Raw genomic sequence first — 23200 nt, forward strand, 5'->3', positions numbered from 1 at the left:
TATTACCAATTTGTTAGCCGGGATATGACCTGGGTTCCCCACGGGGTTGGCGGGTTGTCGGTGCACGTGCCAACTGAATGGAAGTTGATGACCTGCAGTAGCGTGCTCCCCAGTTTTTCCTCAAGCTTCGCCTTGCATGCCTTCAGATTGTCCTTGGTAGCCTGATCGAAGGAGTTGTAGACATGAAAATTCAGTTCGTTCTGAGCCTTTACGGTTTTCGCGAAATACTTGCCAGACTCCTCTATTTGCGCGGGTATCGCCGCTTCGTCGTACAGGTAGTCGGTTCTCTTCAGCAGATGTAAGAGCTGAAGGTCGCTCAGCTGGTCAATGCCCCGCAGGATAAGGGCGTTAGGCTTGCTGAGGTCGACCGAATCGAAGGTGGCGTTCGGTACCTCCAAGTTCAATCCAGCTTTTTGAAGCGCTTGTTCGCGGTAGAAGGCGTTCAGGCCGATGAAGGCAATCGAGTCGTCTCTGAAACTCAGTTTCTCCAGTTCAGCGAGAGCCTTTTCATCCTTCTTGTGCACGGCGGAGAGGATCTCTGCCGAACGCATCATGGTTTTGACGCCATAGTCGGTGTTTTCAAGAATGGGCTTGATCCAGAGGTACAAAAGCACCAGAACGATCAGACCAAGCAGGAAGGTGCCAACGTCATCGGCAATTTTTTTCCAATTGGGTGTCATAACAAATCTCGTGTGATGGGGGTTGAGGCGAAAAGAAGGCTTTGCTGGCGGCGGTCAGCTCAAGGTCTCGACTTCCGACCATTCCTCATCGGTGAACAGTCTGCTCAGATCAACAAGGATCAGCAGCTCACCGTTCTTGTTGCTTACGCCGCTGATGAAGCTGGCTGCATCACTTCCAACATTCGGTGGCGACTCGATTTCAGACTGGCGGAGGTAAACAACTTCGCTCACAGAGTCGACCAGGATGCCGATGACCTGCTTTCCGGCTTCGATGATCACGATACGGGAATCGTCGTGGACTTCAGCCGAACTTAAGCCGAACCGCTGGCGCGTGTCCATGACGGTGACCACTTTGCCGCGAAGGTTGATGATGCCAAGGACGTAGCTCGGGGCGCCGGGCACACGGGAGATTTCGGTGTAACGCAGGACTTCTTGAACGTCCATGACGTTGATGCCGTAGGTTTCTTTATCCAGGCAGAAGGTGACCATCTGCAGGATCGGATCTTCGGACGCTTTGCTCATGGTGAAACCCCTGTCGCACTTATTGTGCAATCTCGTTGTTTTGGACACAAAAAAACCGCCATCTGGCGGCTTCATGGTGTTTCAGCGCTAAACTGGCATCCAACTCGCGGGTTGGTGGTGCGAGCAAATGTGTGACCCAGCCGCTTACGTTCGCATTGTATTGACAGGTCGTTCAGATTGTCAAAGGGCTCAGAGCCAATTTTCAGCAATTGTTTCGATCTGTTAGAGTGACCGCCGTTCCATCTGCCAATAGCGGCAATTCTTAAAACTAAAAGGTCTGCTATGAAAAAGTGTGTGGGTTATCTCCTGAGTGGTATTGCTGGTGCGGTTCTGCTGGCGGGCAGCGGTTATGTGGCTTATGAAGCTCACTTCAAAGGTTTCGTGACCCACTACCAGGAAGAGGTCTTGAAGGCCGGCTCCCTTCTTGAGCGTTGGAACCTGGTGGGCGAAGGCGATGAGATCGCGGCCAAGAGGATGGTTCAGAACGGCGCAAAAAGTGGGTGGGTAGGCTTTCACCTCGCTGACTCTATCCTGAAGAAAGAGGAAGTGAAGAAGCACATGACGGTTAAAGGCTCCGATGAGGGCTTTGATAACCTGGACTTCGCCAAGCGCGATGCTCTTCTGATGGAAACACTGGAGGGTGGTCTCTCCAACATTGAACTGCGCATGTTGCTGGACTCGAATTCCGTGCGGCCTAAGTTCAACGCAACCGAGTACGAACGGGTGTTCAAGTTGTTGGAGGAAGGTAAAACTAGCCCTCTCATGATCAGGTCGGTTCGAATCGACTTGAAGAACAATCTGACAGCTGAACAGAAGCAGCGTCTGGAGTCTTGCTACGACAAGCTTAAAGGCTATGAGAACACGACCTGGAATTTCCTGTTCCACTATGACGACACCGGGGCCTGTGTAACCCCAGTAGAGAAGACTGTAGAGGTCGTTGAAGCTAAGCAGTAATCGATCCTCTGGTTAACCTAAGGCTGTGGCTTGTTTCTAAGTCATGGCCTTTTACGTTATAGGACGATCATTCTATAAGCCTGTATGAGCTCCTATAGGTTACCGAGAGACTTAAAGCTAAACCTAGGGAAGGGAGAAGGCTTGAGAGAGAAGGAACAGGTTGGCCAGGAAGGCTGCAGGGGCAGGGTGGGCTTAGGGGCTCGTGCTTAAAAGGCGGTCGGTTTGATTCTTTAAGTCTTTGTTCTCCTCTTGGTGATATTGGTACTACTGCTTTAAGTCTGGGCGCTGCCCAGGGGCCCGCGCTGTCGTGTACCAAGCCCCTGCGGGTCTTGGCCCTGCGGGCTTCCATCGCTAACGCAAGGGCAAACGCGGCCCTCGGATTTTTAAGTCCTAAGGGCTCGGGGTTTAAGTCGCTTTAAGGGGGCGTCAGGCTTAAGTTGGGTTTAAGACCTGGCCCGGTGACGTTAAGGCGTCAGACTTGAGGATCGGTAGTTAGCGGTGCATCCGGTTCGCCCCTGTGCCAATTGGCCTATGGGGTTGGATTCAAGCTTCCGTTAAGCCTCTTGCTGAGGCGATTCCGTGAAAATTAACCCGTACAAAGTTCCGGCTGCAGCTGCTGGGATTATGGCTAACGACGGTAGCAAAAATACCGAAAATGGGTCGATATCTATGTAAACCGAAACTCCTGTCAAGCCATGGAGGTACTTCAAGAAAAGGGTTCCGAATAAACTTACAATAAATATAGTCAAAAACCAGTAGCGCTTTTTGCAGATTGACCTGAACCCATTGCTGGCGTCATTCGCGATATAAATAAGTGCGTATGCATAAATTGCCGCTGCAAAGAGAAAACCACCGACGAGAGAAGTCATTTTTAGCCTTTATTGTATTTTTTACGAATCTTATAACCAATTCCTATTAGCAGCAACCTCGTTAGACTCGACCCCATCCTTATCATGTGAACCTTCTTACTATCAGGGATGGATTGGCAATATTAGCTGTGTGGGGTAATTCGGTCACGCCAGGGTTCTATTATCCCGTGCTATCCGGGCAGCCTCTCTCGCTCTAGATGCAACATAAATTGGATTAGAACAATCCCTGATTTGCCTTAAGAGCATCGCCCGAAGGAAGTGGCTCTGCCATGGAACGACCTGAGAGGCCTGGTAATCTGTCCGAACGCTATTGACGCTGCTCTCTGATCTCAGCAAGACAAAGCCTGGCGATGACCATGTTTCTTCTGCCTGTCGGAAGAACGTTGAGATGACAGTGCCAAGCGGGAGCTTATGATCATCAATTTTATGCGTCTCCAGGATTGGCTGTAGGGTCGGCGCCCATTTCTCGATCAGCTCATTGGTAGGCAGCACAAAAGCAATGTTGAGCAGGCAAAGACGGTCGCCGGGCCCCACAACTTCTTTGAGGCTGGCCAAGAGCTCCATCACCTGATCAGCAGAAAGTTTTTCGAACTCAACAATGACATTCGTCCCAGGTACTTCGGCGTAGACGTCAGCATAGTTCTGGGTGAATTTCTCGCCAAACCGCTTTGCGAAGAAAAGGTTTCGGGTGCAGTCATACTCTTCCATGATCTTGAAGCCTTTGAAGGTTGTGATGGGTCGTATTTTGGCATCAAAATGAAATCAAGTACACATCAGCTCTGTCAATTCTTGCTATTAAATTGCCGCTTTTTATCTTGACCGTATGCCTCTAGGGGTTTACGATCAAGCCATCATTTTGTCAGCAAATGGAGAGCGAAATGGCCGCATCGAGCATCACCTTTACCGCTAATGAAGCCATCGTTTTGGAGAGTCGGCTGTCGATGCTCAACGAGGAAGAGACCTGGGAAGATCTATTCGAGGATGTGGACGATGTCCAAATCGACTTCCAGCAGGCCGCTGACTACGCTGAGCGTATGCGCGTGCAGATCAACGCCGGCGACTTCGTGCTACCTCTCGACGTTCCTTGCGCCCTGGAAGTGCTCGCTGAGGCCCTGGAGGGCTCCACGCTGACCGATTTAGCTAAGGAAGGCATCGACAATGGCAAGATCACCCCACAAAAGCGCTCCGCCATCGTCCGAGCACGCGACACCGCCGCGAAAAAGATCGAAACGCTGCTTGGGCGCGAGCTGCAATTCAGTTAACCCCGGAAAAATCAGATATTCCGGTGTCAATACATGTTGATTGTATGCCTCTAGGGGTTTACAATCGGCACACACCACACAGATTGAACGAAGGATTCGATTTCATGACTCAGACCAAACTCACTTTCCCCGGCGTCCTTGATGCCTACAAAGAGATCCTGCTGAAAAACCCAGGCAAGGCGCTCAAGATTTCGGCGGATATGTTTGCTGTTCTGGGTACCGAAGGCAGCGTGCACGGGGTTTACTCCAACCTCAGCGGCCTTCCTGATCTCGGTAGCGCCTTCGATTTCGATATCTCCGCCTTCGATACCGACAGCGGCGCCTGGGATGGTGAGTCGCCTGAGGAGACTCGTGTGTGCTTCGAAGCGCCAACCTTTGTCGAGTTCGAGCAAGCCCATGGCTTCTTTGTCGACTGGAACGGCAATGCACGCAAAACGGAAGCTCCAGGTGAAGGCCTGAAGTGCGATGTGGATGTGGCTCGCAGTCATGTCGATGTCGTTGACCAGAATGGCTTTGTGATCCACGAGTGCGTTCTGTTCAAGACGATTGAAGCGATGCAGGCTGCTGGGATTGATGTGCAGCCGGTCTACACCGATTTCGACTCAACGCGGAACTGCACGCCACGGCCTGCCAAATAGAGCATTGCAAGCATGTCTGACTTCACCTATTTCATCATCTACCGAAGCAAAGAAGACGAGTCGACGCTGGAAATCCTGCGCATGCTGAGTTGCTTTGATTCAGAGATTGAGGATTTCCACAGAGCTTCGAGCAAGACGTTCTATGACCGCCCGGCTGCAGTTGCTCATGCGAAGTTTCTTGCTGAAAAACATGGCAAGGTTTTCGAAGATACCGATGAAGAAAGCAGTCTTCTCGACTAACAAATCAGGGTGAAAACATGAAATTTCTTTTCGCAATGCTCGCTTGCCTGGCTATGGGTCTCGGCATCCTAGAGGTGGGCAATTCCACTGGCGTTGCTGCCATCAGCCAAATTGGGCTAGGTGTCGTCGTGGTAGCGGTATTCGGTGTTTTCACCGACATGGTGCTGGATGGCTTCAGGATGGTGAGAATCAACGTTCCACGTGCAGGTATTTGTGATGTCCGCTAATTACTTTAATTCGCCCCTGTCGTTCACCCAGGAGGAGTTGCTTGAACTGGTGAAAAATTCCAGGCGCTACCTGTGGCTGCGAGAAAAGGGCGGTAAGAAGTACTCTGACCCGCTTCCCGGTTTCCCAGCAGTCGGCACGTTGTACGACATCGCGGTAGATGCTGACATGATAGGGGAGGCCGCTCGCTCGCAGCCGCCTCGAATTCTTAAGTAGGCCCGAGGGGATAGCATGAGCAATAAGCAATCGAACATTCAGGGCGAACGCCCTGGCCAGCACTTGGCTTTGCCTACAGGCTTTCCGGAACTGGATCGCCTTCTTCAGGCTGGCGTGAAGCCCGGTGATCTTTGGGTTATCGGTGGCCGTCCGGGGAAAATGGTGTTCGGTGTGACAGCCGAAAGTAACCAGCACTCTTAAGCGCTTTATGGCCGGTGATGCCAGGCCAGAATTTGATTTACGTCTCGACGAAGACAGCAAGGAGCGACCAAATGTCTGAAGAACAAATGACCCTGGAACAGGTGCTGGCGCTGCTGGCTGCCAACGTGAATCCTGATGAGTATTTGCTTCTCGATGACGGACAATTCTTTATCGAGCACAATCGCAACTACCCACTGGAAATTGGAAACGGATTTCTGCTGGAGCGCTGCGCTGTTACACGCACGACCCCTGCCGGTACAGATTGTATCGGTGGTTATGACCTGAAGCCTGATGGCACCTGGTTTGCGGACACTGTACAGCGCCCGCCCAGTGACGAAGAAACGGATTCCTTTCCCTTGGGCAACTTCAAGACACGGAACGAGGCCATCGCAGCCGTGTGGCTTGATCGACATAACGTCCGAAACAGAATCTGATTCGCAATTTTCAACAGAGGGACTGACATGCAGGACGTTAACGAACCAATCCCGCCAGCAGGTTGGCAGCCATGCTCCCCGATGCTTATCAGATCGGGTGTCGACTGCTGCACAGCGCCACGCTGGTTAGTAGGTCAGTGCGGGCCTCACTGGCATCCACCGGCGCCGGCTGATCGTGACATTCGTCTCGCAGAGCGCCTGGCTCCTGTATCGCCTGCAATAGATCCGAAGCTGCTTCATTACGCCCCTGGCCTGTATGTCGTGCGCCATATCGACTACTGGGACGGGGAAGGGGATATCCGCTGGAGCTTCGCCAACCTGGACACCCACGGCAAGTGGACTCATGACGAGGGCGGTAAGCCTTTGATCGAGTACGAGCGTGACGAGATTTTGCAGGTCATTCCACTCGATGCCCCAGTGATGGCTGATTCCAAGGTTGTCGGCGTGACTCGTGAGTGGCTTGAAGAGTGGGAGGAAGAGCTGCGCGATGCCGTGATGGATGGCGGCAAGATGCACTCCCAGCTCACGCAGCTGCTTGGGCTTCATCCAGCTCCGGACGAGGACTGAGGATCAGATCCCCAAAGAAAAGCCGCCCAATGGGCGGCTTTTTTGTAGCCGACTGAAACCTTGCTCAGTTGACTGTCGCAATTGCTGAATGTAGCCGTGCCGCACCGGACTTTGCCTCCTTCAACAACTGATCCCAGTTGTCCGGAGGATGACCGCTAGCCAACATTTTTCGGAAAACCCTGTAAGCGTCATCGCTACTTTCGTAAGCGCGCTTGGTGTTTTCGTCGTTGACCCACGCCAGCACAATCACTTTACTTGGCTGGTGATAACGAAAGAAAAGCCGATATTGCTGGAAGAATTTTGCACGAAACCAGTGCTTATGCTCTTCACCAAGTGCCACACCTTGTCGGTACTCCGGCTTGGTTGGGTCTTGAGGGATAACCTCAAACGCCAGCTTAGCGATAGCCGCTAGCCTTTTTCTCGCGTTTTTCTTGTGGTAGCCGACCGGGTCTTTCTGTTTCAGCACCTCCACATGCTGAATCAGGGCTTCAACCTGATCCAGGAACAAGGGATGGGCAAATATCGTCCAACCATGAACCGTTAGGAGTGGATTGTCTTGGCTCATTCATCGTCTGCCGACAGGGGCTCATCGAGATCTACTTCTTCGCTGCCGACCAGCGATTTGATTCGCGTCACTAGGCTTGCATCAACGGCTTGCAGACGCTCTGGATGGTTCGAAATATCGCGTGCCAGAAACCCCAGGAATTGGCCTAGCAAAGGATCGTCTTCTGGTGCTTCTGCGCGAGTCAGTACAACCTCGCCACTCGGGCGGATGGTGTAATGAATCTTGTCGCGCTTGTTGAGATGGAGTGCTCGGCGCACGGTTTCCGGGACTGTGGTTTGGTACCGATCAGTGAGGGTTGATTCGACTTCGAGTGTGGCAGCCATGATTTAGCCCCAGAAATATATTGAGATGACATCATGGTAATGCAATCGCATTGTCTCGTCAATGCACCACCATGCTTCCAGGAGAGCATCGAATTTTAGCACCCAAAGAAAAGCCGCCAATCAAGGCGGCTTGTTTGTTCCTGGCGGCGACTATTTCGAAACCGTAGCCCTAATCATGGTGACCATGACTTCGTTCGTGTTTTTCTTCGACATGCCGCCAACACTGGAAATCACAACAGCATCTGAAGGCGAGATCAGCAAATGGCCTTTCAGAGTGCTTGCTGACTCGAGAGATGCCAGGTGAGTAACCTCACCACCGTTGTCGCAGCTGACAGGTGCAGTCTTTGAGTCTGCATCAGAAATGGTGAATCCCAGCGCGATTTTCCCTGCGGGTGTGACCTTCGGTGTGAAGGTGTAGCCCTTGGTCTTTTCGTGCTTTCCAGAGGCGAGCACATCGCCGGCGTCAGAGCACACCAAGCCGACGAGGTAGCCGCTCACATCTGAAGTGGAGAGCGGAACTTCCTGGCCGTCCATCGTGTAGACGGTGGCGCTTGATTCGGTGTAAACCTCGCCTTGCTTTTTAAGGATCTCTACCAGGTCTTTGTCGTTGAAACTTGGCTTGCCAATGAGCAAATGAGTCGCCTTCTGGCCTTTGGTGTCCAGACCATCACCAGCAGACAGTGGTTGCTCAGACAGCGCACTCTGCTTGCTCCAGTCGAAGTCCTGAGCTGTTTTGGAGTCCAGCGCAACCCTGACAGTGAAGGCCGAGATCCCGACATTGGCGGCATTATCCGGAATATCAACCGATCTCAGCGCCGGTGGCGTGGGAATGTCGGTGTTTGGTTTGGAGGCAAAGCTACCGCAGCCAGCCAAGAGTGCGAAGGCGCTGAGGCACAGGGCCCCGGTCAAAGATTTCATGGGGGGTTCCGGCGTGATGATGGTTGTGGCGCCGATCATATCGCATAAATTGACAGCCTAAGCATTGCCTTGATCAATAAAAAAGCCGACCTAGCAAGCCAGGTCGGCTTTCCTCACAGAGACTAATCTTCCTTAGAAGAAGTCATCCCAGTGATCCCGGATGAAGTCCCAAGCGGTCTTGAGCATGCTCAAGGTGCGCCAGATCTTCCACACGAGGCTCAGAGTACGCAGCAAAAGCTTCATACGCCTTGGCCCTCCATGTTGGCTAGGCCAATCTTCCAGCGTCTAACCGGCACATCAACGCCTTCGGAATATCCACGACGATATCCAGTGAAGTGGCCAGGTTGGTGGCCCCCTCGAATGCAGCTCCACCGGCACGGTTTGCAGTCCGTGTCTAGGGGATGGTACAGCAGAAATCGGCTTTCCCAGACCTCCTTCACAGAGGCAATCGTGAATAAGCAGAGCTATCTTACCTGTGTTTAAGACTCTTCGCCAACTTAATCATTGGCCAGAATGAGCATAATGCTCCATCGAGCATAATGCTCCATTGACCATAATGCTCATTAACGATAATATGTACTTACACGACGGTATCCAGTGATGCCGCAGAGAACGATCCGCAAACTCGACTCTGCAAAGAAAACCGCCCCGCAAAGGCGGTTTTTTTTTCGCGTGCAGGAATCTCGTAGCTTCGATCATATGGCGTAAATTGACAGGGTGAAAAAATGGGAGTCGAGGGTTTTATCGGGCATGATAAATAGCGCTCGAAGGCCGATTCCACGGTCGGGCGAAGCTCACAGCAGTAAAGTAGCGTCATGAAAAATCCAAAGTCACCTGAGATCCAATACGCAAAGTCTGCGGTCGCCCGAATTCGGATACCACTGGAAGAGCAGAAGCACGCCTTCCAGTTAATCAAATACGAAGACCATAGTTTTGATACCTACCAGGAATTTGCTGCGAAATATTATGAGCTTAAGGCCAAAGGTATCAAGTTTGAGGTCAATGAGGTCTGCTGTCATATCTGCACCAGGATGAATGAATATGGAATCAGGAGATTGCTCGCTTTGGCCAACAAATCCAGCGTGACATCGCCTTAATATGCTTTGGCCACCACTAGCACCAGGCGAGCGCGCCACTGTAATTAATAGCTAAAATTACTGCTGTTTTAGATGCTTTCAAGTTTGGTTATGTGTAAAATGCCATCACGTAAGAAGTGGCTCTAACAGAGAGCTGTTTCGTGGAGTTCTAACTTAGCCACAGAAGGATTTCAGGATGTCAGGCTTACCCAATCTACTCACCAACGCAGTGAAAAGTATCTTTGGCCATCCAGTTGCACTGGAGCGGGTGCTGAATAAACACGGCGACCTCTCTGTCGACCTCACGCCTGCGCAAAACGCGTCTGCCAATTGTGTGATTCGTTGGGAGGAGCTTGGCATGGGCGCTCACCCTCATGGTCGCGGGCAAGGCTGGGTTCTGGGTTGGAACATACAGGGTGGTGTGTGGCAATCCTATGACTACCACTCGGCCAACCTTGAAAGCATCATGGTGCAAGATTCCAGCGATGACTGGACTTGTGACATTCGGCTCGTCGAGGGACTGTCCGCGTCCAAGTCCGAGCTAAAAGACTTTTTGACTCTGGATCACATGGCCGAGGGCGCCTGCCGGGGCCTCATTGAGGAAGTCAGCCCTGATGGCCTTGAGAAGAACCTGGCTTGGTCTGAAATCCGTATCGTGAATCAGAAAAACACGACTGATCACTTCAGGCACTACGCCTGGGATCGTCGAATCCATTTGATCAACGACGGCGGGTCTCACCACTTTGCCGCTGCCCGCTACCTCGCCGGCAAGTTGAACATGCCGGTGCCGCTGACTGGCAGGCTCAAGGAATACAACCTGAGCTACAAGCATGTGCAGGGCCTGCGGGCAGAGTTTGACATGTACCCGATCAAAGACTGCCAAGTGCTCTTCGGCGAAATGATGGACGCTTTGCGCTCCTTCGAGGCTGGCTTCTGCTTGATGGATCTGCCAAACCCATTCATCAACAACAAGGTCTTCATGCTGCCGAAAAACAGTTCTCGCTCTGTAGCGGCATCGAAGTTTCTGGCGCAAGCCGGGCTGCCTGAGTTGGGTGCACACTTGGCCGAGCTGTGCGATAAACAAGAATTCGTGCTGTAAGGTCTGAACCAAGGGCTGCGGCGGATTAGAACGCAGCCCAATGAGGGAATTTGTAAGATGGAAGCCACTGAAACAACTACCACAGAGCACCTGAATATCTCGGTACGACGCGACCTCAACATGCGCAAAGGCAAGATGGCTGCCCAGGTAGCACACGCAGCCTGTGCCCAGTTGCTCAACGCAATGGACGATTTCGGTGCTTACCGGGTCTTGCGAGGCGAGGACTATCAGAAGCTCCAGCAGCTCATCCAGGCCGAAGCCGTTGAGATCCATATGGTGGCCGATGAGGCTGCACTGCGGGATTCTCTGACGAACCCGGCGCTGTCGACGGTCATAACGGATCGCGGGCTTACCGAGTTTGGCGGTGTGCCAACAGTGACGACTGCCGCTCAAGGGGTGTTCAAGCCTTCTTTGAAAAAGGCCGTCCCACTCGCGGGTGCGGATCTGATCGCTCGCCAGTGGTTCGTGTTCTCCAAGCAGCAGCCGTTGCCTAAGGAGGTTGCGGCCAAAATGGCGGCACTGGGTTGCCTGACCATGATGGAAAGCCTCCTGACGCCCCTGGAAGGCGCCAGCGATGGCTCCATGAAGCTGTGCATGTCCAATGACGCACTGCGCGGCTGGCTGACAGCTGGTTTCGGCAAAATCGGCATGGGTGTCAAGACTGATGCGGACATGGATGCCTTGAAGGGGAGCCTCGTTACTTCCAGCGTGCACCACGTTGGCCTGGTATCTGGCGCCAGCAAGCTCCTGGTGATTGGCCCTGAGTTCCCAGAGTGCATGGCAACCATCACCGGTAAAGAATCAGCGCTTTACACGGAAGGCGCTCTTACGCTTCTGTAACCGTAGGCCGTACACTCCAATCTCCAGGTAAAAAGGATCTGAACCAATGCTGCCGGACAACCACCCAAGCTTCACCGCGTTCGACCACACGCCAGTCAGGCCTGCCCGCGACGGCTGCATTGGCGAGCAGATCTACCTGAAGAACTGGATCAGCCTGATCACCGAAGACAATGGCTATCACCCGGACTACGACGGCCCGAACGGGCTTCTGCGGAGCATTGTGGATCCTGCTGATGGGATCATCACCCAGCGCCATGCGACCGTTGCTGCGAGCATGCTGCGTTGGTTGGGCACAAACAATGGACGAGGCCTGCTCCAGAAGGCCGAGCACTTCGCCCAGAAGCTGGGAAATCGACCAGATGGCTTCGTCGCCGCCTGGGCCATCGAATGTCGCCGCTCTAACAGCGTGAACAGCGGTCTGAATGGCCCAGACCATGTGATGATGCCGGCAGGCTCACGGATCCCGGAGAAGCTCTCTGCAGACGATCTGGAGGTCATGGCCTCGATCATGGAGTGGATTTCTGCCGATACCGTGACCAGGGTGTGCAACGGCGGCTCTTTCCTTCGCAAATGCGAGGCCGATGTTTTGGAGGCCGTGCGAGCGGAGAATAGGCGCGTTCGTTCCGCCCGCGAAGAAACGACTCTCTCGGGGCCAGGCCGATGAACCCGGACTATGCGGAAATCGATGCGATGATCGCGGAAAAGTGGCCAACCCTGGAGCCTGCGCAAGCTCGCTCCCTGGGTACCTACATTGGGAAAGGCTGGGCCTTTGTCGACATCGGTCGTGCTGATGAGGTCAACATCGTCAGGGGAGAGGGGCTGAAAGCCGAGTATGGCTACCTTCGCGTCGATGGGATTTACAGGCGAGCTTGAGGTTTTAAAAAGATGTTTTTAAGGCGACTGTTTTCATCAATTTTTGCGGGGAAACCAGAAATCCCGTCCGTTGCGCCCGTGAATCATGAGCCGATTGCTGCACAGGTCTCGGGCGATCCCTGGGTGCAGTTCATGCTTCATGGCTCGAAGCCGCATGGGCATAGCCTGTCCGATATCCTCGATTTCAACAGGGGAGCCTTCGATACCCATCACGATTTTGTGCAGTGGCTGTTTCCAAATCGTGAGGCGTCTCCTGTAAATCCATTGGCACCTGTGCTGACAGACTTTCATGTGCGGGCCTACGAGGCCATTCCTGAGCTTCGCGATAGCGTTGACCAGGCATCACTAAAATTCCTTTCGTTCCTGGGGCTGCGCGAGGTCGCGACTGGCATTGAGCAAACAGACGATTTTTCGCAAGGCTCACAGTACTGGCTGTGTCGAGTGGATCACAACCATCGGCGTATCAGTCGATTCATGACTTTTTATTGCGAACTAGGGCACAAGGACAAGGCCAAAGCGCTTTTGAGGTACCTGGAGAGCGCTCTGGGTGGCGCTGGTCTATCTGAGATTCACGCCTTGCCGTACTGGCGAGCCATCGTTCGCTGATAGCTAATGCGATTCGCCGGGTGGCGACGGAAACACGGCGTCGTGCTCAGCCTTGCTGTGTTTCAGCAAAAAGGCTTTTGCTTTTAACCCCAGCGGATCGTTCTTGGTCACCAGCTTTCTGACCTTGGCGTGTGCGGCTTCGTCATCCTTCAGCAATCTTTCCGCCCAGTCGTCGCGATAGAGTCGGAAGGGAGGCTCCTTGTCATCCAGGCCAATGCTCGCGCAGAGTATCCAGCCCTGTTTCTTAGCTGCTTCTTGATCGGCGTGACACCAGTCGTCTTTGACCGCTTTCCAATGTGGATGGTCGAGTGGTTCGTTGCTCTTAATCATGATTCAGGGTCTCCATTCTAGCGTTGACCTTGATATCCTTCCTCAGCAGAGTAGGGTTCTTGCACTCTGTAACCCAGTTCCGTACCCAGAAAAGGTTAGCACCAGGTTGGAATTGGCATTCGCCCCTCTGTCGTCTCGTCCACCTTCTGGGCTCAAAAGGAGTATCGCGTGAATCTGTACGTTCTGTTTGGCCAACGCATCTGTTCTTACCCTGGCGAATACGCTCTCGAGGCCCTGGCCTGTGCTTCCGAGGCGGATATGGACGGGAATCCTGACTACATCCCTGAACAGGAGGCTAAATACAAGGCGTCCGAGGAGTTTGATCGCCTGGCCGTGGTCACATTGAATGTCAAAGAGAGCGACATCCGCGCCATCATGTATCCGGAAAACACGCCAATCGTGGCGACCGTCGTTCAAAAGTGATTTCAGCCGGCAAATAGCCCGCTAGATCGTTGTCTACTATCCGTGCCAACTGCGCATCATGGTTGGCCCGGCTCAAAGGTGTTCCATGTCCCAAAGTTTTCATGAGCGTTTACTGCAGTGCTATGACATCAGCGACCTGATGATTGGTTGCTGGAGGATGTCTGAGTCGATTTATTCCTCGAAAGGGATCTGCGTTCTACTTGATGGGAAGCCCTTTATTTTCTGCGGAATGCATGATTGCGAGCTCTCCGTGGAACAGGCCAACAAATTGGCTGAGAGCGAACAGCTGCTGGCGGCGGTGACTGGCTTTGGGCTGGGAGCGAAGCTGTCTGTGGGCGTGGTTAAGGGCAAGTCCATCGATGCCAGCCACTTCCGAAGTGTGCTACTGAAGGAAGAGTTCGGCGGAGGCGTGGAGGGAACCATGGTCGCGTTCTTCCGGATCAATCATCCAGGTCAGACCATGATCGCGCAATTGCTCTGCATCGACGACAAGATTGGGCCGCTTCTTCACCCTGGCGAGTGGATGAAGACTGGGTTCGACATTCTCCAGGAATGGTCGGAAATCAAAGAGCATTGTGCAGGCTTGTTCATTGCTGATGAGATGGAAAGACTCAGGGCACTTGCCAAGCAAAACAATGATGATAAAATGCCATAATTAAATCGATTGAGAACGAAGTGATGACCAGGCTCTGCAGCGTATGTGATCAACCCATGGTTGAGGGGCAGGCTTTCAACGGCTTGCGCAAAGCACACTGGGACTGCGCAAAGGGCGCACCAGTGCCAAAGTCGATCTTCGCTCGTCCTCAATCGGCCACGACTGCGGCAAAGCTGTCTGAGACAGCGCCTGAACGGCTGCCCAGGGGTGAACCTCGAAAACCAGAGAAAGGCCCAACCGGCACCGATGTCCGCTTTGCTGCGACCGTTCCAGGCTCCCGGCAAATTGAATCGCGTCGATGGGTTGAAACCTGGCGCAGTTCGGAAAATGGGCGAACCAGCATTGGCCTGGAATGCCCATTCTGCTTCGAGATTGTGCGAGCCTTTGTCTGGTCGCTACCAAACGGCAAGCGCTGCCCCTGTGGCGCATTCCATGGCCGGTTGCAATCCACGCACTGGCAGGAAGCGCCAAAAATCGAATCAGCAACGTGAGTCAGATCCATGCCCGATCAGAATGAAGGCGTAAAATTGCCCGAGGATGGCGCCGGTACCGGAGTCCTCCATGCTGCCGGCCCTGCTAAGGAAGCTGCCTGCATGTACTGCGGCAGCGACGACCTTAAAGGCCACTGGGAGTGCGTACACACTGGGGATGAAGAGTCCCTGGATGGCTACGAGGACTGGTTCTGCTGCCACATCTGCCGTGACGCAGGCCTGCCGTGCGAGACCTTCCACAAAATCCCCATTCCGCCACATTAGACCTGAACATTCAGCGCCGAAAGCCTGATATTTCTGCCGTTTCGCAAGCAAAAACATTTGCCAATAAATGCCTAGAGGCATACAATTGCACTCATTCTGAGCTGGATAGTCCCCGGCTCCTTCATGGGTGGGTAGGCAAAATGAACAAGATCATGCGACGGGCCATTCAGCTCGGCAAAAAGAACAATGTTCCTGAGAAGAAAGCTGTTTCGGTTGCTTGCCTTGCCTGCAATGGCTCTGGTCACTACGACCACAACGGCAGCCCGGCCTGTGGTGCCTGCAACGGCACTGGCAAAGAACTTCGTCCCCCACGCGCTTAAGGAGCCCATAAATGTCCTTCGCTGAAGAAAAGCGGCAAATCAGAGTCCCGCCGCGCTCGTTCACAGCAGTGCTAGTTGCGATCTGTCTACTGTCCGGCTTGGTCTGTATCTACCTCGACAAGGCCAGGGGCGCCGCGTACTTCACGGTGCCAGTGTTGACCTTCCTGTATTGGTGCACTGAAGCTCAAATCACTTACATGAAAACCCGTAAGATCAAGATCTGCGTCTGGGCGCTGTGTTTGGTGTATTGGTTCGCTGGTAATGCTTTCCTGATGCAGGTGATCAGCGTCGAAGGTGGTAACCCGATCATCAAGACTGGCCCGATCTATGAAGTTTCAGCGTTCATGGCCAAGAAGCCGCAAAACTAAACCGGCTCGCCGCCATCCACCCCACAATACGAGAAAAATGACATGGATTCCTCGCAGCAAACCCCAGTCGCCACCAAGCCAGTCGTGAAAGAGCGCTGGGTACTGGTTCCCGTGGACTGTGATGACAGCATCGCTGAAGCCATTGCCGGCCCGGCTCGCTGCTGCGGGGGCATTGCCGACGACATCTGGAATGCAGCACTTCACGCTGCACCAGTCCACCCGATTTCTCAAAACCCCCACAACGTGGAGCGTATGCGCGTTTGCGCCCCTGGGTACATCGGCCCGTCCAACCTCGATGTTGTGCACGCCGGTGATTACGACGCACTGCTGACGCTACTCGATGACCCTGAGTACGCCCCGAAGCATGCTCGCAGGCTGATTGCGGAGTTGAAGGCTAAGGTTGCTGAGCTGGAAGTCGAAAAGAAGCGCATGGATCATATGGAGAAAGTCTGGTTCTACCAGAACTCTGCAGGTGGAATCGAATTCATGGGTGACGAGCGTTGGGTGAGCAAATATCCAACCCTTCGTGAAGCTGTCGACGCCGACATCTAACAGCAACCGGCAGAAAGGATGATCAAAAATTGACGACTCGGTGGCCTTTGGCGGGCAAATTGAAAACCCTACTTGCTTTCGACATCCATGACCTCGGCGTCATGATCGGCGGAGGATTTTTTTGTAATGCCGCCGCGAATGTACTCTCTAAATGGGTTTTCGGTGCACCACCAAGCCATCACCTGTCGCTCCTGATCGCATTTTTTGGATTCCTGGCCGGTGGCCTGCTATCTCAGCACGTAAGACGTAAACAGCAACTCAGCAAAACTACTCCTCCACAAACCCCCGACAAGGAAGCGACTGACCATGCCGCACGAAAATAACGGCTCACCCATCCACCCTGGCTCTCACTTTGCAAGCTCGGCACCAATGGGCGGCATGGGTAAAACCACGATCCTGCAAGACGTCAATGTGAGGGCGTCGGCGTCCACTGAAGCCAAGTTCCCCGGCCAGGCGGCTAATCCTTCTTCCGGCCTGTTCAAGGTAGTACACGGGCCGCTGGGTACCGATGGCCTGCCGGTTCACGTCCGGTTGGAGTCGCTGGGGGAGTGGGATATCGAAAATCTGCCAGCGGGGATGATCCTATCCGCTGATGCCAGGCTACCGAAGGGTACTGATCTTCACGAGCGAGCTGCTTTCGAGCGGGAATTCCCGCCTCATGAGTACGTTGAGTATTCGGACAAGCACAGCCGCTACATCTCGACCCGTAGCGATGCGCACTTCGACAAGGCCGCAGAGATGCACACGGCACGCTGGGAGGTATGGCAATCCCGTACCGCCACAGCTCAACGCCAGAGTGCCCGTGAACAAGACAGCTGGAAGATCCTCCACGGTGCGATTCAGCTACAACGAAATCACCACCGAAGTGTCGCCGATATGCTTCGCCTGAGCCTCAGCCAGCTCAACAGCCTGATGATCGAGTCGGTCGGGATGGTTCGCGGTGTCGTGGGCAACTGCGATGACGAATTGGCAGATCGTATTGATGCAGCCCTGGTGACCAGCGCCAGCGTCCTGAAGTCCAGCGATGCCGCTGCCGCCATGGCCAGGGTTGGCGTTGTATTGCCAGAGTTCGCCGGCCAGCCTGAAAACACGGTCAAGCGCTACGAATTCGACCGTTTTGGCGACAAAAAGCTCTCCGACACCGGCCAGTATGTGTTGGCCACTGATTTTGACAAGCTCGCTGCCCAGGTGATTGTCCAGGGCAAGGTACCGCCAGCGGACGCCATTCTGTACCACGGTCAGCCAGGCAATGTTGCCCTGTTGTTCCCGGATCAGCCGGCGCCATCTGGTTTTGGCTGGAGTGTTGTGCGTAAGTGGGAGCTTCGCCGTAGCGCCTACTCGTTTGAGGCAATGACCGCCAAGATGGCAGCGCTGGAAGGCTTGGTGGCGCGGGGCGAGAAGCTCGTTGCCTACTACTTGAGCTTCGAGAAGATGAATGGCCCACGCTACGACATGTCTATGAGATTTGTTAAAGACTGCCAGGCTGCCAAGCTGCCGGTTGATGGAGTATCAATTCATGAGTAATCAATCGGCTCAGGTAGAACCTACCGTCGACCGGCCAGCCGCCTACATCGAGCAATACGAGCTCGATCAGTTTCAAGGTGGTCATTCCCTGTGGACTACGGCTTGGCGGGAGGGTGGTACAAGCCCTAATGGTCAGGAGCGTATCGCAGTTTTCACGCGCCCTGATGCCGAGCTTGCCCGCCTGCGCAGCCGCGTGGCCATGCTTGAAAAGTACGAGGGTGAGTGCCTTCGTCTGGTGCGTGATGCTGAGGGCGAGCGTGACGCCCTGAAGCTTCTTAACGCGAAGTTTGTAGACCTGCTGGAAACCAGCTCCCATTTCTTGTACGACTATGGCCGAACCGATGCGATGGCGGCTGCCGAGGAGATCGATGCAGCGCTCAAGGAAGCGAAAACGGTTGTAGCAGTCAGTGAGCCTACTGATAACGAACTTCTTATCGCGCATCTCGCCAGCAAGATCGAAGGCAAAACGGTCAGTCTGGATATCTCGACGGGCGATCATGACGCCGGAAATCGACTTTTCTGCACTATCGCTGAGGTGATGCGCGAGGGTGACAGCTTCACCATTCTGGCTGTCGATCCAGAGCCGAACTACATGCACGAGGTTAACGCCCAGCCAGTGGCCAGGGTTGTGGACTTCGGCAACAAAGAAGGCTGGGTTGCCCAAGGGATCACGCTTCAGTGGTGCTCGGACGTTAACAAAGAAGCCCATGTCGGCGCCAAGCTCTTCGCCAATGAGGATGCCATGGAGTTGCTCCGCCTCCAGGTCGGCACCCTGAAGCTGCAGAACCGAGGGTTGATGAGGAAGCGTCACACCTTGCGGGCCCAGGTCGACGAACTGGTCAGCGCCGTTCGGTCGATCAATCACGGTCGTCACCATGAAATTCGATGGGGAGGCGCTGACGAGCCTTGGTATGTGCAGCGTAAGGAATGGGTGGAGTGGGTGCTGGAGCTTTGTGAAGGTCTGAGCCCAATGAATAGTCACCCGGTCGCAGTAACCACCATGAAGGTGTCCAATGATGCGTAAGGAATGGAAGCTGGTACCGGTTGAGCCAACCGAAGCAATGATCAAGGGAAGTGATTTCATCTCGCGCCGCTCGGCCATTGAAACCTGGGCCGGTTATTTGGGCGCCGTCCCTGAGGCCCCGAAAGCCTGCCTGGATAATTCACTGGCTCTGATGCAAGGCCTGCTGGATTGGAACCGTGCACAGCCTCAGCCGCCAATCGCTGTTGGCTATGAGTACGGCGTGGCCACGGCTTTGGCCGGGATGATGCCGCAGTATGACGGTCAGCCCATGGGTGTGGTCGAGGTTTGGAATCAGGGCACATCTGCCGAATACACCACAGTTGATCTCATCGGGCCCCCACTTGCGCACGGGACGAAGCTTTATCAGCAGTCCAATGCAAGTGAAGTGGATGTCCTGAAGAACATTGCCGAGAGCGCTGCTGAGCGTCTTCGGATAGTCGAGCAAGAGCGCGACAGCCTTCTTGCCCTGGTGGCTGCTCAGGCTGAGCGTTTGCGCCAGTACGAAACCAACCCTGATGCTCCCAAAGCTGATGTGGCGGTTACCGGTTGCGAGCCTGCTGGGGAATCAAAGCTGGCTGAAGTGGCGGTGACCTTACAGCGTGTTGCGACCTTTCTGGAGGACACCAGCCTTAAGCGCCGGGAGACCCTGAATCGCAATCCAAGTGGCAGGTATGTGGCTGCCAATATCGCGAGCGTGGCCCAAATTGCCGCCCGGTTCCTTCCGGATATTCAATCGGCGAATGCTGTTGTGTCTGAGGAGATCCGTCGTTTGTCGTTTCGTGGCGATCCTGCTGGTTCGGGGGGAGTCGTTACTTCAGCGCCAGGCGCTGCCTCGGTTGTGTCTGAAGGTAAACATTCATGAGCAAGCGCATCGTGCATGTAGGTGTGCCCTACAAGACTGAAGTTGCCTGCGGTATGCAGGGGGCTTCCGAGAACGGCTCCGTACGTGAGTCGATCACCTGCCGGTTGTGCAAGAAAACCGAGCACTACAAAAATTTGGGTAACGCCAGGAAGGTTAAGCGATGAGCGTTGAAGAGCAGATCAAGAAAGCCCAGGACGTTTCTGATGAAATCGACCTGGTGAAAGCTGTTCTGAATGGCTATCCGCAGTCGATGGCGCGTTCTGACGCCCTGCGTGCGCTGCGTGTAATCGCTGACTCTCACACCAAGAGCACAGCCATCCTAGGGGCGCTGCCAAGTTCTGACGTGCAGACAAAGCCGGAGCAGGTCGCTCCCACTGGTGGGGTGGCGGATCCTAAGCCTGATATGGCGGAAAGCCTGGTTGAAGTCGCTTGCACGCTCCAAGAGTTGATGAGGTTCCTGGAGGACACGAGCCATAAGCGCCGGCCCGACAAGGATTTTGATCTCCTTGGAAACTACACAACCGCGAATATCGCCAGCGTGGCGAAGATGGCGGCTTGGCACCTTAAGAGCATACAGGGGGCCCATGGGCGCCTACATGACGTGATCCTGGAATTAAGCCCTGGCATCGACTTGTCTGAGATCGATCTCCTGCGCCAGCAAAGCGCAGAAGAGGTAGTTAAGCTCAAGCGCCGCATTGCAGAGCTGGAAAGCGTGCCGCCACTCTACGCTGCGGTCGAAGAGGCTGCTGGCGCTCTCCCGAATGGTTGGGAGATACGCCTTTGCGTTGAGCTGGGCGCCGGCACCGTCGAGCTGTTCGATCCGGATGGCGTTGAAAGCGACTTTGCGACCAACAACGAGCGCCTGGATTTCACAGTGAAAGACGCACTCGATGCGGCCCAGTCGATACACCGCGCCCAGCAACCCGCGCCAGCCCAGGGGGAATAGGACATGGAGCAGAACACCCAAATTGAATACATGTCCTTTCCGGTTGAGTTGGCCAAGCGGCTGATGGGGGATCTTGCCGAAGAAAGCGAGAATAGAATCGAGCTGAGAAAGCATCTCTCCTGTTGGAGCGAGCGCAGGGTGACGAGCGTTCGGGTGCCGGCTTATCGTTACGCCAGTACCGAAGACACTGAGGGTGAGTTCTTTGCTCGGGGCTGGAATGCTTGCCTCGAGAAGGTCAAAAGCCTTAACACGCTTCAGAATATCTGCACTTTGCAAGGTGACGGCACTGAGCCTGAGGTGTTTCTGCATGTGCACGAACTGCTGTCCAATGGAGGCGGCGTATGGCTCGGCAACAGCAGTGAGGAAATTGTTCGCAAGTGTCACGATGACGGTGAAACAGGCCCCGATGTCATCGCGGTGGTGCGCCTCTCGGATCACCGTGAACATGTAGCTCCGCTGGTGGCAGAGATTGCCTCCCTGCGATCCGAGCTTGAGGATGAGCGATCCATTCGATCCCGGTCGATGACTGAGGAGGAGCTTGCCAGCCTGTCGAGTCTGGAAGTGGTCGGCCACGGGGTGTTCCTGGTCGAGAATGGTCAGAAGATCTCACATCTCAGCACTGAGGGGCCTAGAGCCCTTAAATTCGGTCATGATTGCGCCTTGGGCTTGTCAAACATCCCAAGCTCCGGAGTGACTGAGGTTTCGGACGTCGAGCCATTGGTTCGTCTTTCGGGCGTTCGTCGTCTGGTGGCTGCTATGAGAGCCTCTGCTGGCGCGGACTTCGAGCCGGACGCGTTGCGCTGGCGGGCGGTGATCGGTTGCGCCAGGCTCCGGGCCTTGGGTTCATCTGGGCTTACCTCTGATTTCGACTTCTACGGGAATCCCCACGGTAACAACGCCCACATTGGCCTGGAGCTATGGACGATGCACGACGCCGGCACTGAAGAGCTTGGCGTCCGGTGGTTCAACAAATTAGCAGATAAGGCCGTGGCCGTCATGCTGGCCAAGGCAGAAGGTAAAGTTCATGATTAATCAGTTCCCGCATCACTTTCTTTCCGTACCGGCGCCAGCGATGTCGCACCTGGAGCTGAGCCTTGGTGGCTCGGTGGCCAAAGCGGCGACTGAACTGCTGAACAGCATGGATTCCGACACCTGCTACGAAGTCGGCCCGCTGCAAGAAGCCCTGGAAGCCTGGTCGATGGGTAAACCCGCTGCCGATGCGCCGGAGCTGTTCAAGACCTGGTACCGCAGCACCCAGACCCATGGGCGTCAGTGGTACAACGGCGCCACCGGCAAAGTCGAGCCTCTGTCTGAGATCCCGGACTTATTCGCATTCGACAAGCGCGGTGATTACGCTCGCGACGACGTCCAGAAGGCATGGGAGGCGTTCTCGGCTGCCTTGAGCCTGACTCATGGTGAGGCAAGTATTGATCTTCGCCGCGACCTGGAGGGGCTTCGTGCACAAGTTGATGCCCTACAGGATCCTGAGGTGGTGCTGGTAAACATGCTCCGGGGGAACATCGCCAAGCTCTCGGCGCGTTCAATCAGCAAGCTCTATGGCGACGTGATCAACGGCGACGAGGCCCAGCTGGCTGAAATTGCGAGTCTGCGTGCCTTGCTGGCTGAAGAAACCCTTCGAGCGGATACCGCAGAAAAGGATCTTGAGAGCGCCCGTGATTGGATTGGCGGGGCTGAGGAGCTGATGAGCGAGCTGAGGAACGAAGTTGACGACGGACATCAGGCAAGAATTGACGAATTCGTCGAAGGATAAGACACCTACCGGACAATGCTGTCAATTTAATGCATATAAGTGCTGTCGAGGCTGTGATATTGTGGCTCAATAGATGCCACAATGTGGCTACACATGTCGAGATCAGCACCATGGCAAAGACTGCAACCGTACGCGCACGTATTGACGATGAACTGAAGGAACAGGCCGAAGCTGTCCTAGCGAGCTATGGCTTCACGATGTCTCACGCGATCATCATGATGATTCGCCAACTCGTGATTCAGCAGAAAATCCCTTTCAGCCTGGAAGGTGTGATGCAGCCGAATGCCAGGACTTTGGCAGTCATGGAGGCAATTGATAACTGCGAGATGCCAACGACCTCTTACGACTCACCACAGGATTTGTACAGGGCGCTTGGTATCAGCGGGCAGGGGAGTCAGTCATGAGAAAGTGTGCAAACAACTGTCCAAACGAGGCCTGCAGGCCGAGCGGGGGCGGTCGCGTCGGCAAGCTTTGCAGAGAATGCAACGCCAAGCGCCGGGTAAAGCAAGCCAACAGTGCGGCTCAACCGAAGTGCGCGTGCGGGAACTGCTTGCCGATGGGT

At 54.4% G+C, this 23200-nt stretch carries 37 protein-coding genes; 30 read left to right on the plus strand and 7 right to left on the minus strand.

Features of this window, described 5'->3' with window-relative positions:
* Positions 1–2: 2 nt before the first annotated feature.
* Together DKB71_RS36745 and DKB71_RS36750 are read right to left on the minus strand one after the other, a co-directional pair.
* Positions 3–680: a hypothetical protein gene (locus tag DKB71_RS36745; RefSeq protein WP_408601533.1), complete on the minus strand. Its 678-nt coding sequence runs from the start codon at positions 678–680 to the stop codon at positions 3–5.
* Between the two features lie 54 nt (positions 681–734).
* Complete coding sequence (locus tag DKB71_RS36750; protein ID WP_408601534.1) at positions 735–1202, minus strand: chemotaxis protein CheW; 468 nt, start codon at positions 1200–1202, stop codon at positions 735–737.
* 294 nt (positions 1203–1496) lie between these two features.
* Between DKB71_RS36750 and DKB71_RS36755 the strand changes: the two genes are divergently transcribed.
* Positions 1497–2156, plus strand: a complete 660-nt coding sequence (locus tag DKB71_RS36755; RefSeq protein WP_408601535.1) for a hypothetical protein — start codon at positions 1497–1499, stop codon at positions 2154–2156.
* 1013 nt (positions 2157–3169) lie between these two features.
* On the opposite strand, the gene DKB71_RS36760 is transcribed toward DKB71_RS36755, so the two are convergent.
* Positions 3170–3733, minus strand: a complete 564-nt coding sequence (locus DKB71_RS36760; protein WP_408601536.1) for a hypothetical protein — start codon at positions 3731–3733, stop codon at positions 3170–3172.
* 170 nt (positions 3734–3903) lie between these two features.
* Here DKB71_RS36760 and DKB71_RS36765 point away from each other — a divergent pair, with 170 nt between their 5' ends.
* From DKB71_RS36765 to DKB71_RS36800, 8 genes are all read left to right on the plus strand, one after another.
* Positions 3904–4287 (plus strand): hypothetical protein, encoded by a 384-nt coding sequence (locus DKB71_RS36765; RefSeq protein ID WP_408601537.1) that lies wholly within the window; start codon positions 3904–3906, stop codon positions 4285–4287.
* Positions 4288–4391: 104 nt separating this feature from the next.
* Positions 4392–4925 (plus strand): hypothetical protein, encoded by a 534-nt coding sequence (locus DKB71_RS36770; protein WP_408601538.1) that lies wholly within the window; start codon positions 4392–4394, stop codon positions 4923–4925.
* A 12-nt stretch (positions 4926–4937) separates the two neighbouring features.
* The gene (locus DKB71_RS36775; protein ID WP_408601539.1) at positions 4938–5165 is read left to right on the plus strand and encodes a hypothetical protein; all 228 of its coding nucleotides are present in this window, start codon (positions 4938–4940) and stop codon (positions 5163–5165) included.
* Between the two features lie 17 nt (positions 5166–5182).
* On the plus strand, positions 5183–5392 hold the full coding sequence (locus tag DKB71_RS36780) for a hypothetical protein (protein WP_408601540.1): 210 nt from the start codon (positions 5183–5185) through the stop codon (positions 5390–5392).
* Positions 5382–5606, plus strand: coding sequence for a hypothetical protein (locus DKB71_RS36785; RefSeq protein WP_408601541.1), 225 nt, complete (start codon positions 5382–5384; stop codon positions 5604–5606). The genes DKB71_RS36780 and DKB71_RS36785 overlap by 11 nt, the downstream gene beginning before the upstream one ends.
* A 15-nt stretch (positions 5607–5621) precedes the next feature.
* Positions 5622–5807 carry a hypothetical protein gene (locus tag DKB71_RS36790; RefSeq protein ID WP_408601542.1) on the plus strand — a complete coding sequence of 62 codons (186 nt, stop codon included), beginning with the start codon at positions 5622–5624 and terminating at the stop codon, positions 5805–5807.
* 71 nt (positions 5808–5878) lie between these two features.
* Entirely contained in the window at positions 5879–6241 is a 363-nt protein-coding gene (locus DKB71_RS36795; RefSeq protein ID WP_408601543.1) for a hypothetical protein, read from the plus strand.
* Between the two features lie 81 nt (positions 6242–6322).
* Positions 6323–6808: a hypothetical protein gene (locus tag DKB71_RS36800; protein ID WP_408601544.1), complete on the plus strand. Its 486-nt coding sequence runs from the start codon at positions 6323–6325 to the stop codon at positions 6806–6808.
* Between the two features lie 64 nt (positions 6809–6872).
* Here the strand turns inward: DKB71_RS36800 and DKB71_RS36805 are convergent, their stop codons facing one another.
* The 3 genes from DKB71_RS36805 to DKB71_RS36815 all read right to left on the minus strand — a co-directional run bounded on the left by DKB71_RS36805 (position 6873) and on the right by DKB71_RS36815 (position 8614).
* Positions 6873–7373 (minus strand): type II toxin-antitoxin system YhaV family toxin, encoded by a 501-nt coding sequence (locus DKB71_RS36805; RefSeq protein ID WP_408601545.1) that lies wholly within the window; start codon positions 7371–7373, stop codon positions 6873–6875.
* Complete coding sequence (locus tag DKB71_RS36810; RefSeq protein ID WP_408601546.1) at positions 7370–7696, minus strand: type II toxin-antitoxin system PrlF family antitoxin; 327 nt, start codon at positions 7694–7696, stop codon at positions 7370–7372. The genes DKB71_RS36805 and DKB71_RS36810 overlap by 4 nt, the downstream gene beginning before the upstream one ends.
* Before the next feature lie 150 nt (positions 7697–7846).
* Entirely contained in the window at positions 7847–8614 is a 768-nt protein-coding gene (locus tag DKB71_RS36815) for a hypothetical protein (protein ID WP_408601547.1), read from the minus strand.
* An 815-nt stretch (positions 8615–9429) separates the two neighbouring features.
* Between DKB71_RS36815 and DKB71_RS36820 the strand changes: the two genes are divergently transcribed.
* The 6 genes from DKB71_RS36820 to DKB71_RS36845 all read left to right on the plus strand — a co-directional run bounded on the left by DKB71_RS36820 (position 9430) and on the right by DKB71_RS36845 (position 13108).
* The gene (locus DKB71_RS36820; protein ID WP_408601548.1) at positions 9430–9711 is read left to right on the plus strand and encodes a hypothetical protein; all 282 of its coding nucleotides are present in this window, start codon (positions 9430–9432) and stop codon (positions 9709–9711) included.
* A 175-nt stretch (positions 9712–9886) separates the two neighbouring features.
* Complete coding sequence (locus tag DKB71_RS36825) at positions 9887–10789, plus strand: DUF6685 family protein (protein WP_408601549.1); 903 nt, start codon at positions 9887–9889, stop codon at positions 10787–10789.
* 57 nt (positions 10790–10846) lie between these two features.
* Positions 10847–11629 (plus strand): peptidyl-tRNA hydrolase, encoded by a 783-nt coding sequence (locus DKB71_RS36830; protein WP_408601550.1) that lies wholly within the window; start codon positions 10847–10849, stop codon positions 11627–11629.
* Positions 11630–11675: 46 nt separating this feature from the next.
* On the plus strand, positions 11676–12293 hold the full coding sequence (locus DKB71_RS36835) for a hypothetical protein (protein WP_408601551.1): 618 nt from the start codon (positions 11676–11678) through the stop codon (positions 12291–12293).
* Positions 12290–12502 carry a hypothetical protein gene (locus DKB71_RS36840; RefSeq protein WP_408601552.1) on the plus strand — a complete coding sequence of 71 codons (213 nt, stop codon included), beginning with the start codon at positions 12290–12292 and terminating at the stop codon, positions 12500–12502. Before DKB71_RS36835 ends, DKB71_RS36840 begins: the two co-directional genes overlap by 4 nt.
* A gap of 12 nt (positions 12503–12514) precedes the next feature.
* Positions 12515–13108 (plus strand): opioid growth factor receptor-related protein, encoded by a 594-nt coding sequence (locus DKB71_RS36845; RefSeq protein WP_408601553.1) that lies wholly within the window; start codon positions 12515–12517, stop codon positions 13106–13108.
* A 3-nt stretch (positions 13109–13111) separates the two neighbouring features.
* Here the strand turns inward: DKB71_RS36845 and DKB71_RS36850 are convergent, their stop codons facing one another.
* On the minus strand, positions 13112–13438 hold the full coding sequence (locus tag DKB71_RS36850; protein ID WP_408601554.1) for a hypothetical protein: 327 nt from the start codon (positions 13436–13438) through the stop codon (positions 13112–13114).
* 168 nt (positions 13439–13606) lie between these two features.
* Here DKB71_RS36850 and DKB71_RS36855 point away from each other — a divergent pair, with 168 nt between their 5' ends.
* The 15 genes from DKB71_RS36855 (at position 13607) to DKB71_RS36925 (ending at position 23042) form a co-directional block, all read left to right on the plus strand.
* On the plus strand, positions 13607–13861 hold the full coding sequence (locus DKB71_RS36855) for a hypothetical protein (protein WP_408601555.1): 255 nt from the start codon (positions 13607–13609) through the stop codon (positions 13859–13861).
* Between the two features lie 85 nt (positions 13862–13946).
* Positions 13947–14516, plus strand: a complete 570-nt coding sequence (locus DKB71_RS36860) for a hypothetical protein (protein WP_408601556.1) — start codon at positions 13947–13949, stop codon at positions 14514–14516.
* A gap of 500 nt (positions 14517–15016) precedes the next feature.
* Positions 15017–15271, plus strand: coding sequence for a hypothetical protein (locus DKB71_RS36865; protein ID WP_408601557.1), 255 nt, complete (start codon positions 15017–15019; stop codon positions 15269–15271).
* Between the two features lie 140 nt (positions 15272–15411).
* Positions 15412–15591: a hypothetical protein gene (locus DKB71_RS36870; RefSeq protein ID WP_408601558.1), complete on the plus strand. Its 180-nt coding sequence runs from the start codon at positions 15412–15414 to the stop codon at positions 15589–15591.
* Between the two features lie 11 nt (positions 15592–15602).
* Positions 15603–15959: a hypothetical protein gene (locus DKB71_RS36875; RefSeq protein ID WP_408601559.1), complete on the plus strand. Its 357-nt coding sequence runs from the start codon at positions 15603–15605 to the stop codon at positions 15957–15959.
* Positions 15960–16001: 42 nt separating this feature from the next.
* A complete protein-coding gene (locus DKB71_RS36880; RefSeq protein WP_408601560.1) occupies positions 16002–16511 on the plus strand; it encodes a hypothetical protein in 510 nt (169 codons plus the stop codon).
* Between the two features lie 59 nt (positions 16512–16570).
* Positions 16571–16834: a hypothetical protein gene (locus tag DKB71_RS36885; protein ID WP_408601561.1), complete on the plus strand. Its 264-nt coding sequence runs from the start codon at positions 16571–16573 to the stop codon at positions 16832–16834.
* On the plus strand, positions 16818–18035 hold the full coding sequence (locus DKB71_RS36890) for a hypothetical protein (RefSeq protein ID WP_408601563.1): 1218 nt from the start codon (positions 16818–16820) through the stop codon (positions 18033–18035). Before DKB71_RS36885 ends, DKB71_RS36890 begins: the two co-directional genes overlap by 17 nt.
* The gene (locus DKB71_RS36895) at positions 18028–19059 is read left to right on the plus strand and encodes a hypothetical protein (RefSeq protein ID WP_408601564.1); all 1032 of its coding nucleotides are present in this window, start codon (positions 18028–18030) and stop codon (positions 19057–19059) included. The genes DKB71_RS36890 and DKB71_RS36895 overlap by 8 nt, the downstream gene beginning before the upstream one ends.
* Positions 19049–19921 carry a hypothetical protein gene (locus DKB71_RS36900; protein WP_408601565.1) on the plus strand — a complete coding sequence of 291 codons (873 nt, stop codon included), beginning with the start codon at positions 19049–19051 and terminating at the stop codon, positions 19919–19921. The genes DKB71_RS36895 and DKB71_RS36900 overlap by 11 nt, the downstream gene beginning before the upstream one ends.
* Positions 19918–20085, plus strand: a complete 168-nt coding sequence (locus DKB71_RS36905) for a hypothetical protein (RefSeq protein ID WP_408601566.1) — start codon at positions 19918–19920, stop codon at positions 20083–20085. The genes DKB71_RS36900 and DKB71_RS36905 overlap by 4 nt, the downstream gene beginning before the upstream one ends.
* Positions 20082–20867, plus strand: coding sequence for a hypothetical protein (locus DKB71_RS36910; protein WP_408601567.1), 786 nt, complete (start codon positions 20082–20084; stop codon positions 20865–20867). Before DKB71_RS36905 ends, DKB71_RS36910 begins: the two co-directional genes overlap by 4 nt.
* Before the next feature lie 3 nt (positions 20868–20870).
* Entirely contained in the window at positions 20871–21899 is a 1029-nt protein-coding gene (locus DKB71_RS36915) for a hypothetical protein (protein ID WP_408601568.1), read from the plus strand.
* Positions 21892–22638, plus strand: coding sequence for a hypothetical protein (locus DKB71_RS36920; protein WP_408601569.1), 747 nt, complete (start codon positions 21892–21894; stop codon positions 22636–22638). The genes DKB71_RS36915 and DKB71_RS36920 overlap by 8 nt, the downstream gene beginning before the upstream one ends.
* A gap of 110 nt (positions 22639–22748) precedes the next feature.
* Positions 22749–23042 carry a type II toxin-antitoxin system RelB/DinJ family antitoxin gene (locus tag DKB71_RS36925; protein WP_408601570.1) on the plus strand — a complete coding sequence of 98 codons (294 nt, stop codon included), beginning with the start codon at positions 22749–22751 and terminating at the stop codon, positions 23040–23042.
* The last annotated feature ends 158 nt before the right edge of the window (positions 23043–23200 follow it).

Origin of the sequence: Pseudomonas sp. PLMAX (genome assembly GCF_046042685.1) — a bacterium.
Taxonomy (GTDB): domain Bacteria; phylum Pseudomonadota; class Gammaproteobacteria; order Pseudomonadales; family Pseudomonadaceae; genus Aquipseudomonas; species Aquipseudomonas putida_AE.

Coding starts and splice junctions, on each gene's coding strand:
- DKB71_RS36745 (WP_408601533.1), bottom strand. CDS start 680: ATGACACCCAATTGGAAAAAAATTGCCGATGACGTTGGCACCTTCCTG.
- DKB71_RS36750 (WP_408601534.1), bottom strand. CDS start 1,202: ATGAGCAAAGCGTCCGAAGATCCGATCCTGCAGATGGTCACCTTCTGC.
- DKB71_RS36760 (WP_408601536.1), bottom strand. CDS start 3,733: ATGGAAGAGTATGACTGCACCCGAAACCTTTTCTTCGCAAAGCGGTTT.
- DKB71_RS36765 (WP_408601537.1), top strand. CDS start 3,904: ATGGCCGCATCGAGCATCACCTTTACCGCTAATGAAGCCATCGTTTTG.
- DKB71_RS36770 (WP_408601538.1), top strand. CDS start 4,392: ATGACTCAGACCAAACTCACTTTCCCCGGCGTCCTTGATGCCTACAAA.
- DKB71_RS36775 (WP_408601539.1), top strand. CDS start 4,938: ATGTCTGACTTCACCTATTTCATCATCTACCGAAGCAAAGAAGACGAG.
- DKB71_RS36780 (WP_408601540.1), top strand. CDS start 5,183: ATGAAATTTCTTTTCGCAATGCTCGCTTGCCTGGCTATGGGTCTCGGC.
- DKB71_RS36785 (WP_408601541.1), top strand. CDS start 5,382: ATGTCCGCTAATTACTTTAATTCGCCCCTGTCGTTCACCCAGGAGGAG.
- DKB71_RS36790 (WP_408601542.1), top strand. CDS start 5,622: ATGAGCAATAAGCAATCGAACATTCAGGGCGAACGCCCTGGCCAGCAC.
- DKB71_RS36795 (WP_408601543.1), top strand. CDS start 5,879: ATGTCTGAAGAACAAATGACCCTGGAACAGGTGCTGGCGCTGCTGGCT.
- DKB71_RS36800 (WP_408601544.1), top strand. CDS start 6,323: ATGCTTATCAGATCGGGTGTCGACTGCTGCACAGCGCCACGCTGGTTA.
- DKB71_RS36805 (WP_408601545.1), bottom strand. CDS start 7,373: ATGAGCCAAGACAATCCACTCCTAACGGTTCATGGTTGGACGATATTT.
- DKB71_RS36810 (WP_408601546.1), bottom strand. CDS start 7,696: ATGGCTGCCACACTCGAAGTCGAATCAACCCTCACTGATCGGTACCAA.
- DKB71_RS36815 (WP_408601547.1), bottom strand. CDS start 8,614: ATGAAATCTTTGACCGGGGCCCTGTGCCTCAGCGCCTTCGCACTCTTG.
- DKB71_RS36820 (WP_408601548.1), top strand. CDS start 9,430: ATGAAAAATCCAAAGTCACCTGAGATCCAATACGCAAAGTCTGCGGTC.
- DKB71_RS36825 (WP_408601549.1), top strand. CDS start 9,887: ATGTCAGGCTTACCCAATCTACTCACCAACGCAGTGAAAAGTATCTTT.
- DKB71_RS36830 (WP_408601550.1), top strand. CDS start 10,847: ATGGAAGCCACTGAAACAACTACCACAGAGCACCTGAATATCTCGGTA.
- DKB71_RS36835 (WP_408601551.1), top strand. CDS start 11,676: ATGCTGCCGGACAACCACCCAAGCTTCACCGCGTTCGACCACACGCCA.
- DKB71_RS36840 (WP_408601552.1), top strand. CDS start 12,290: ATGAACCCGGACTATGCGGAAATCGATGCGATGATCGCGGAAAAGTGG.
- DKB71_RS36845 (WP_408601553.1), top strand. CDS start 12,515: ATGTTTTTAAGGCGACTGTTTTCATCAATTTTTGCGGGGAAACCAGAA.
- DKB71_RS36850 (WP_408601554.1), bottom strand. CDS start 13,438: ATGATTAAGAGCAACGAACCACTCGACCATCCACATTGGAAAGCGGTC.
- DKB71_RS36860 (WP_408601556.1), top strand. CDS start 13,947: ATGTCCCAAAGTTTTCATGAGCGTTTACTGCAGTGCTATGACATCAGC.
- DKB71_RS36865 (WP_408601557.1), top strand. CDS start 15,017: ATGCCCGATCAGAATGAAGGCGTAAAATTGCCCGAGGATGGCGCCGGT.
- DKB71_RS36870 (WP_408601558.1), top strand. CDS start 15,412: ATGAACAAGATCATGCGACGGGCCATTCAGCTCGGCAAAAAGAACAAT.
- DKB71_RS36875 (WP_408601559.1), top strand. CDS start 15,603: ATGTCCTTCGCTGAAGAAAAGCGGCAAATCAGAGTCCCGCCGCGCTCG.
- DKB71_RS36880 (WP_408601560.1), top strand. CDS start 16,002: ATGGATTCCTCGCAGCAAACCCCAGTCGCCACCAAGCCAGTCGTGAAA.
- DKB71_RS36890 (WP_408601563.1), top strand. CDS start 16,818: ATGCCGCACGAAAATAACGGCTCACCCATCCACCCTGGCTCTCACTTT.
- DKB71_RS36895 (WP_408601564.1), top strand. CDS start 18,028: ATGAGTAATCAATCGGCTCAGGTAGAACCTACCGTCGACCGGCCAGCC.
- DKB71_RS36900 (WP_408601565.1), top strand. CDS start 19,049: ATGATGCGTAAGGAATGGAAGCTGGTACCGGTTGAGCCAACCGAAGCA.
- DKB71_RS36905 (WP_408601566.1), top strand. CDS start 19,918: ATGAGCAAGCGCATCGTGCATGTAGGTGTGCCCTACAAGACTGAAGTT.
- DKB71_RS36910 (WP_408601567.1), top strand. CDS start 20,082: ATGAGCGTTGAAGAGCAGATCAAGAAAGCCCAGGACGTTTCTGATGAA.
- DKB71_RS36915 (WP_408601568.1), top strand. CDS start 20,871: ATGGAGCAGAACACCCAAATTGAATACATGTCCTTTCCGGTTGAGTTG.
- DKB71_RS36920 (WP_408601569.1), top strand. CDS start 21,892: ATGATTAATCAGTTCCCGCATCACTTTCTTTCCGTACCGGCGCCAGCG.
- DKB71_RS36925 (WP_408601570.1), top strand. CDS start 22,749: ATGGCAAAGACTGCAACCGTACGCGCACGTATTGACGATGAACTGAAG.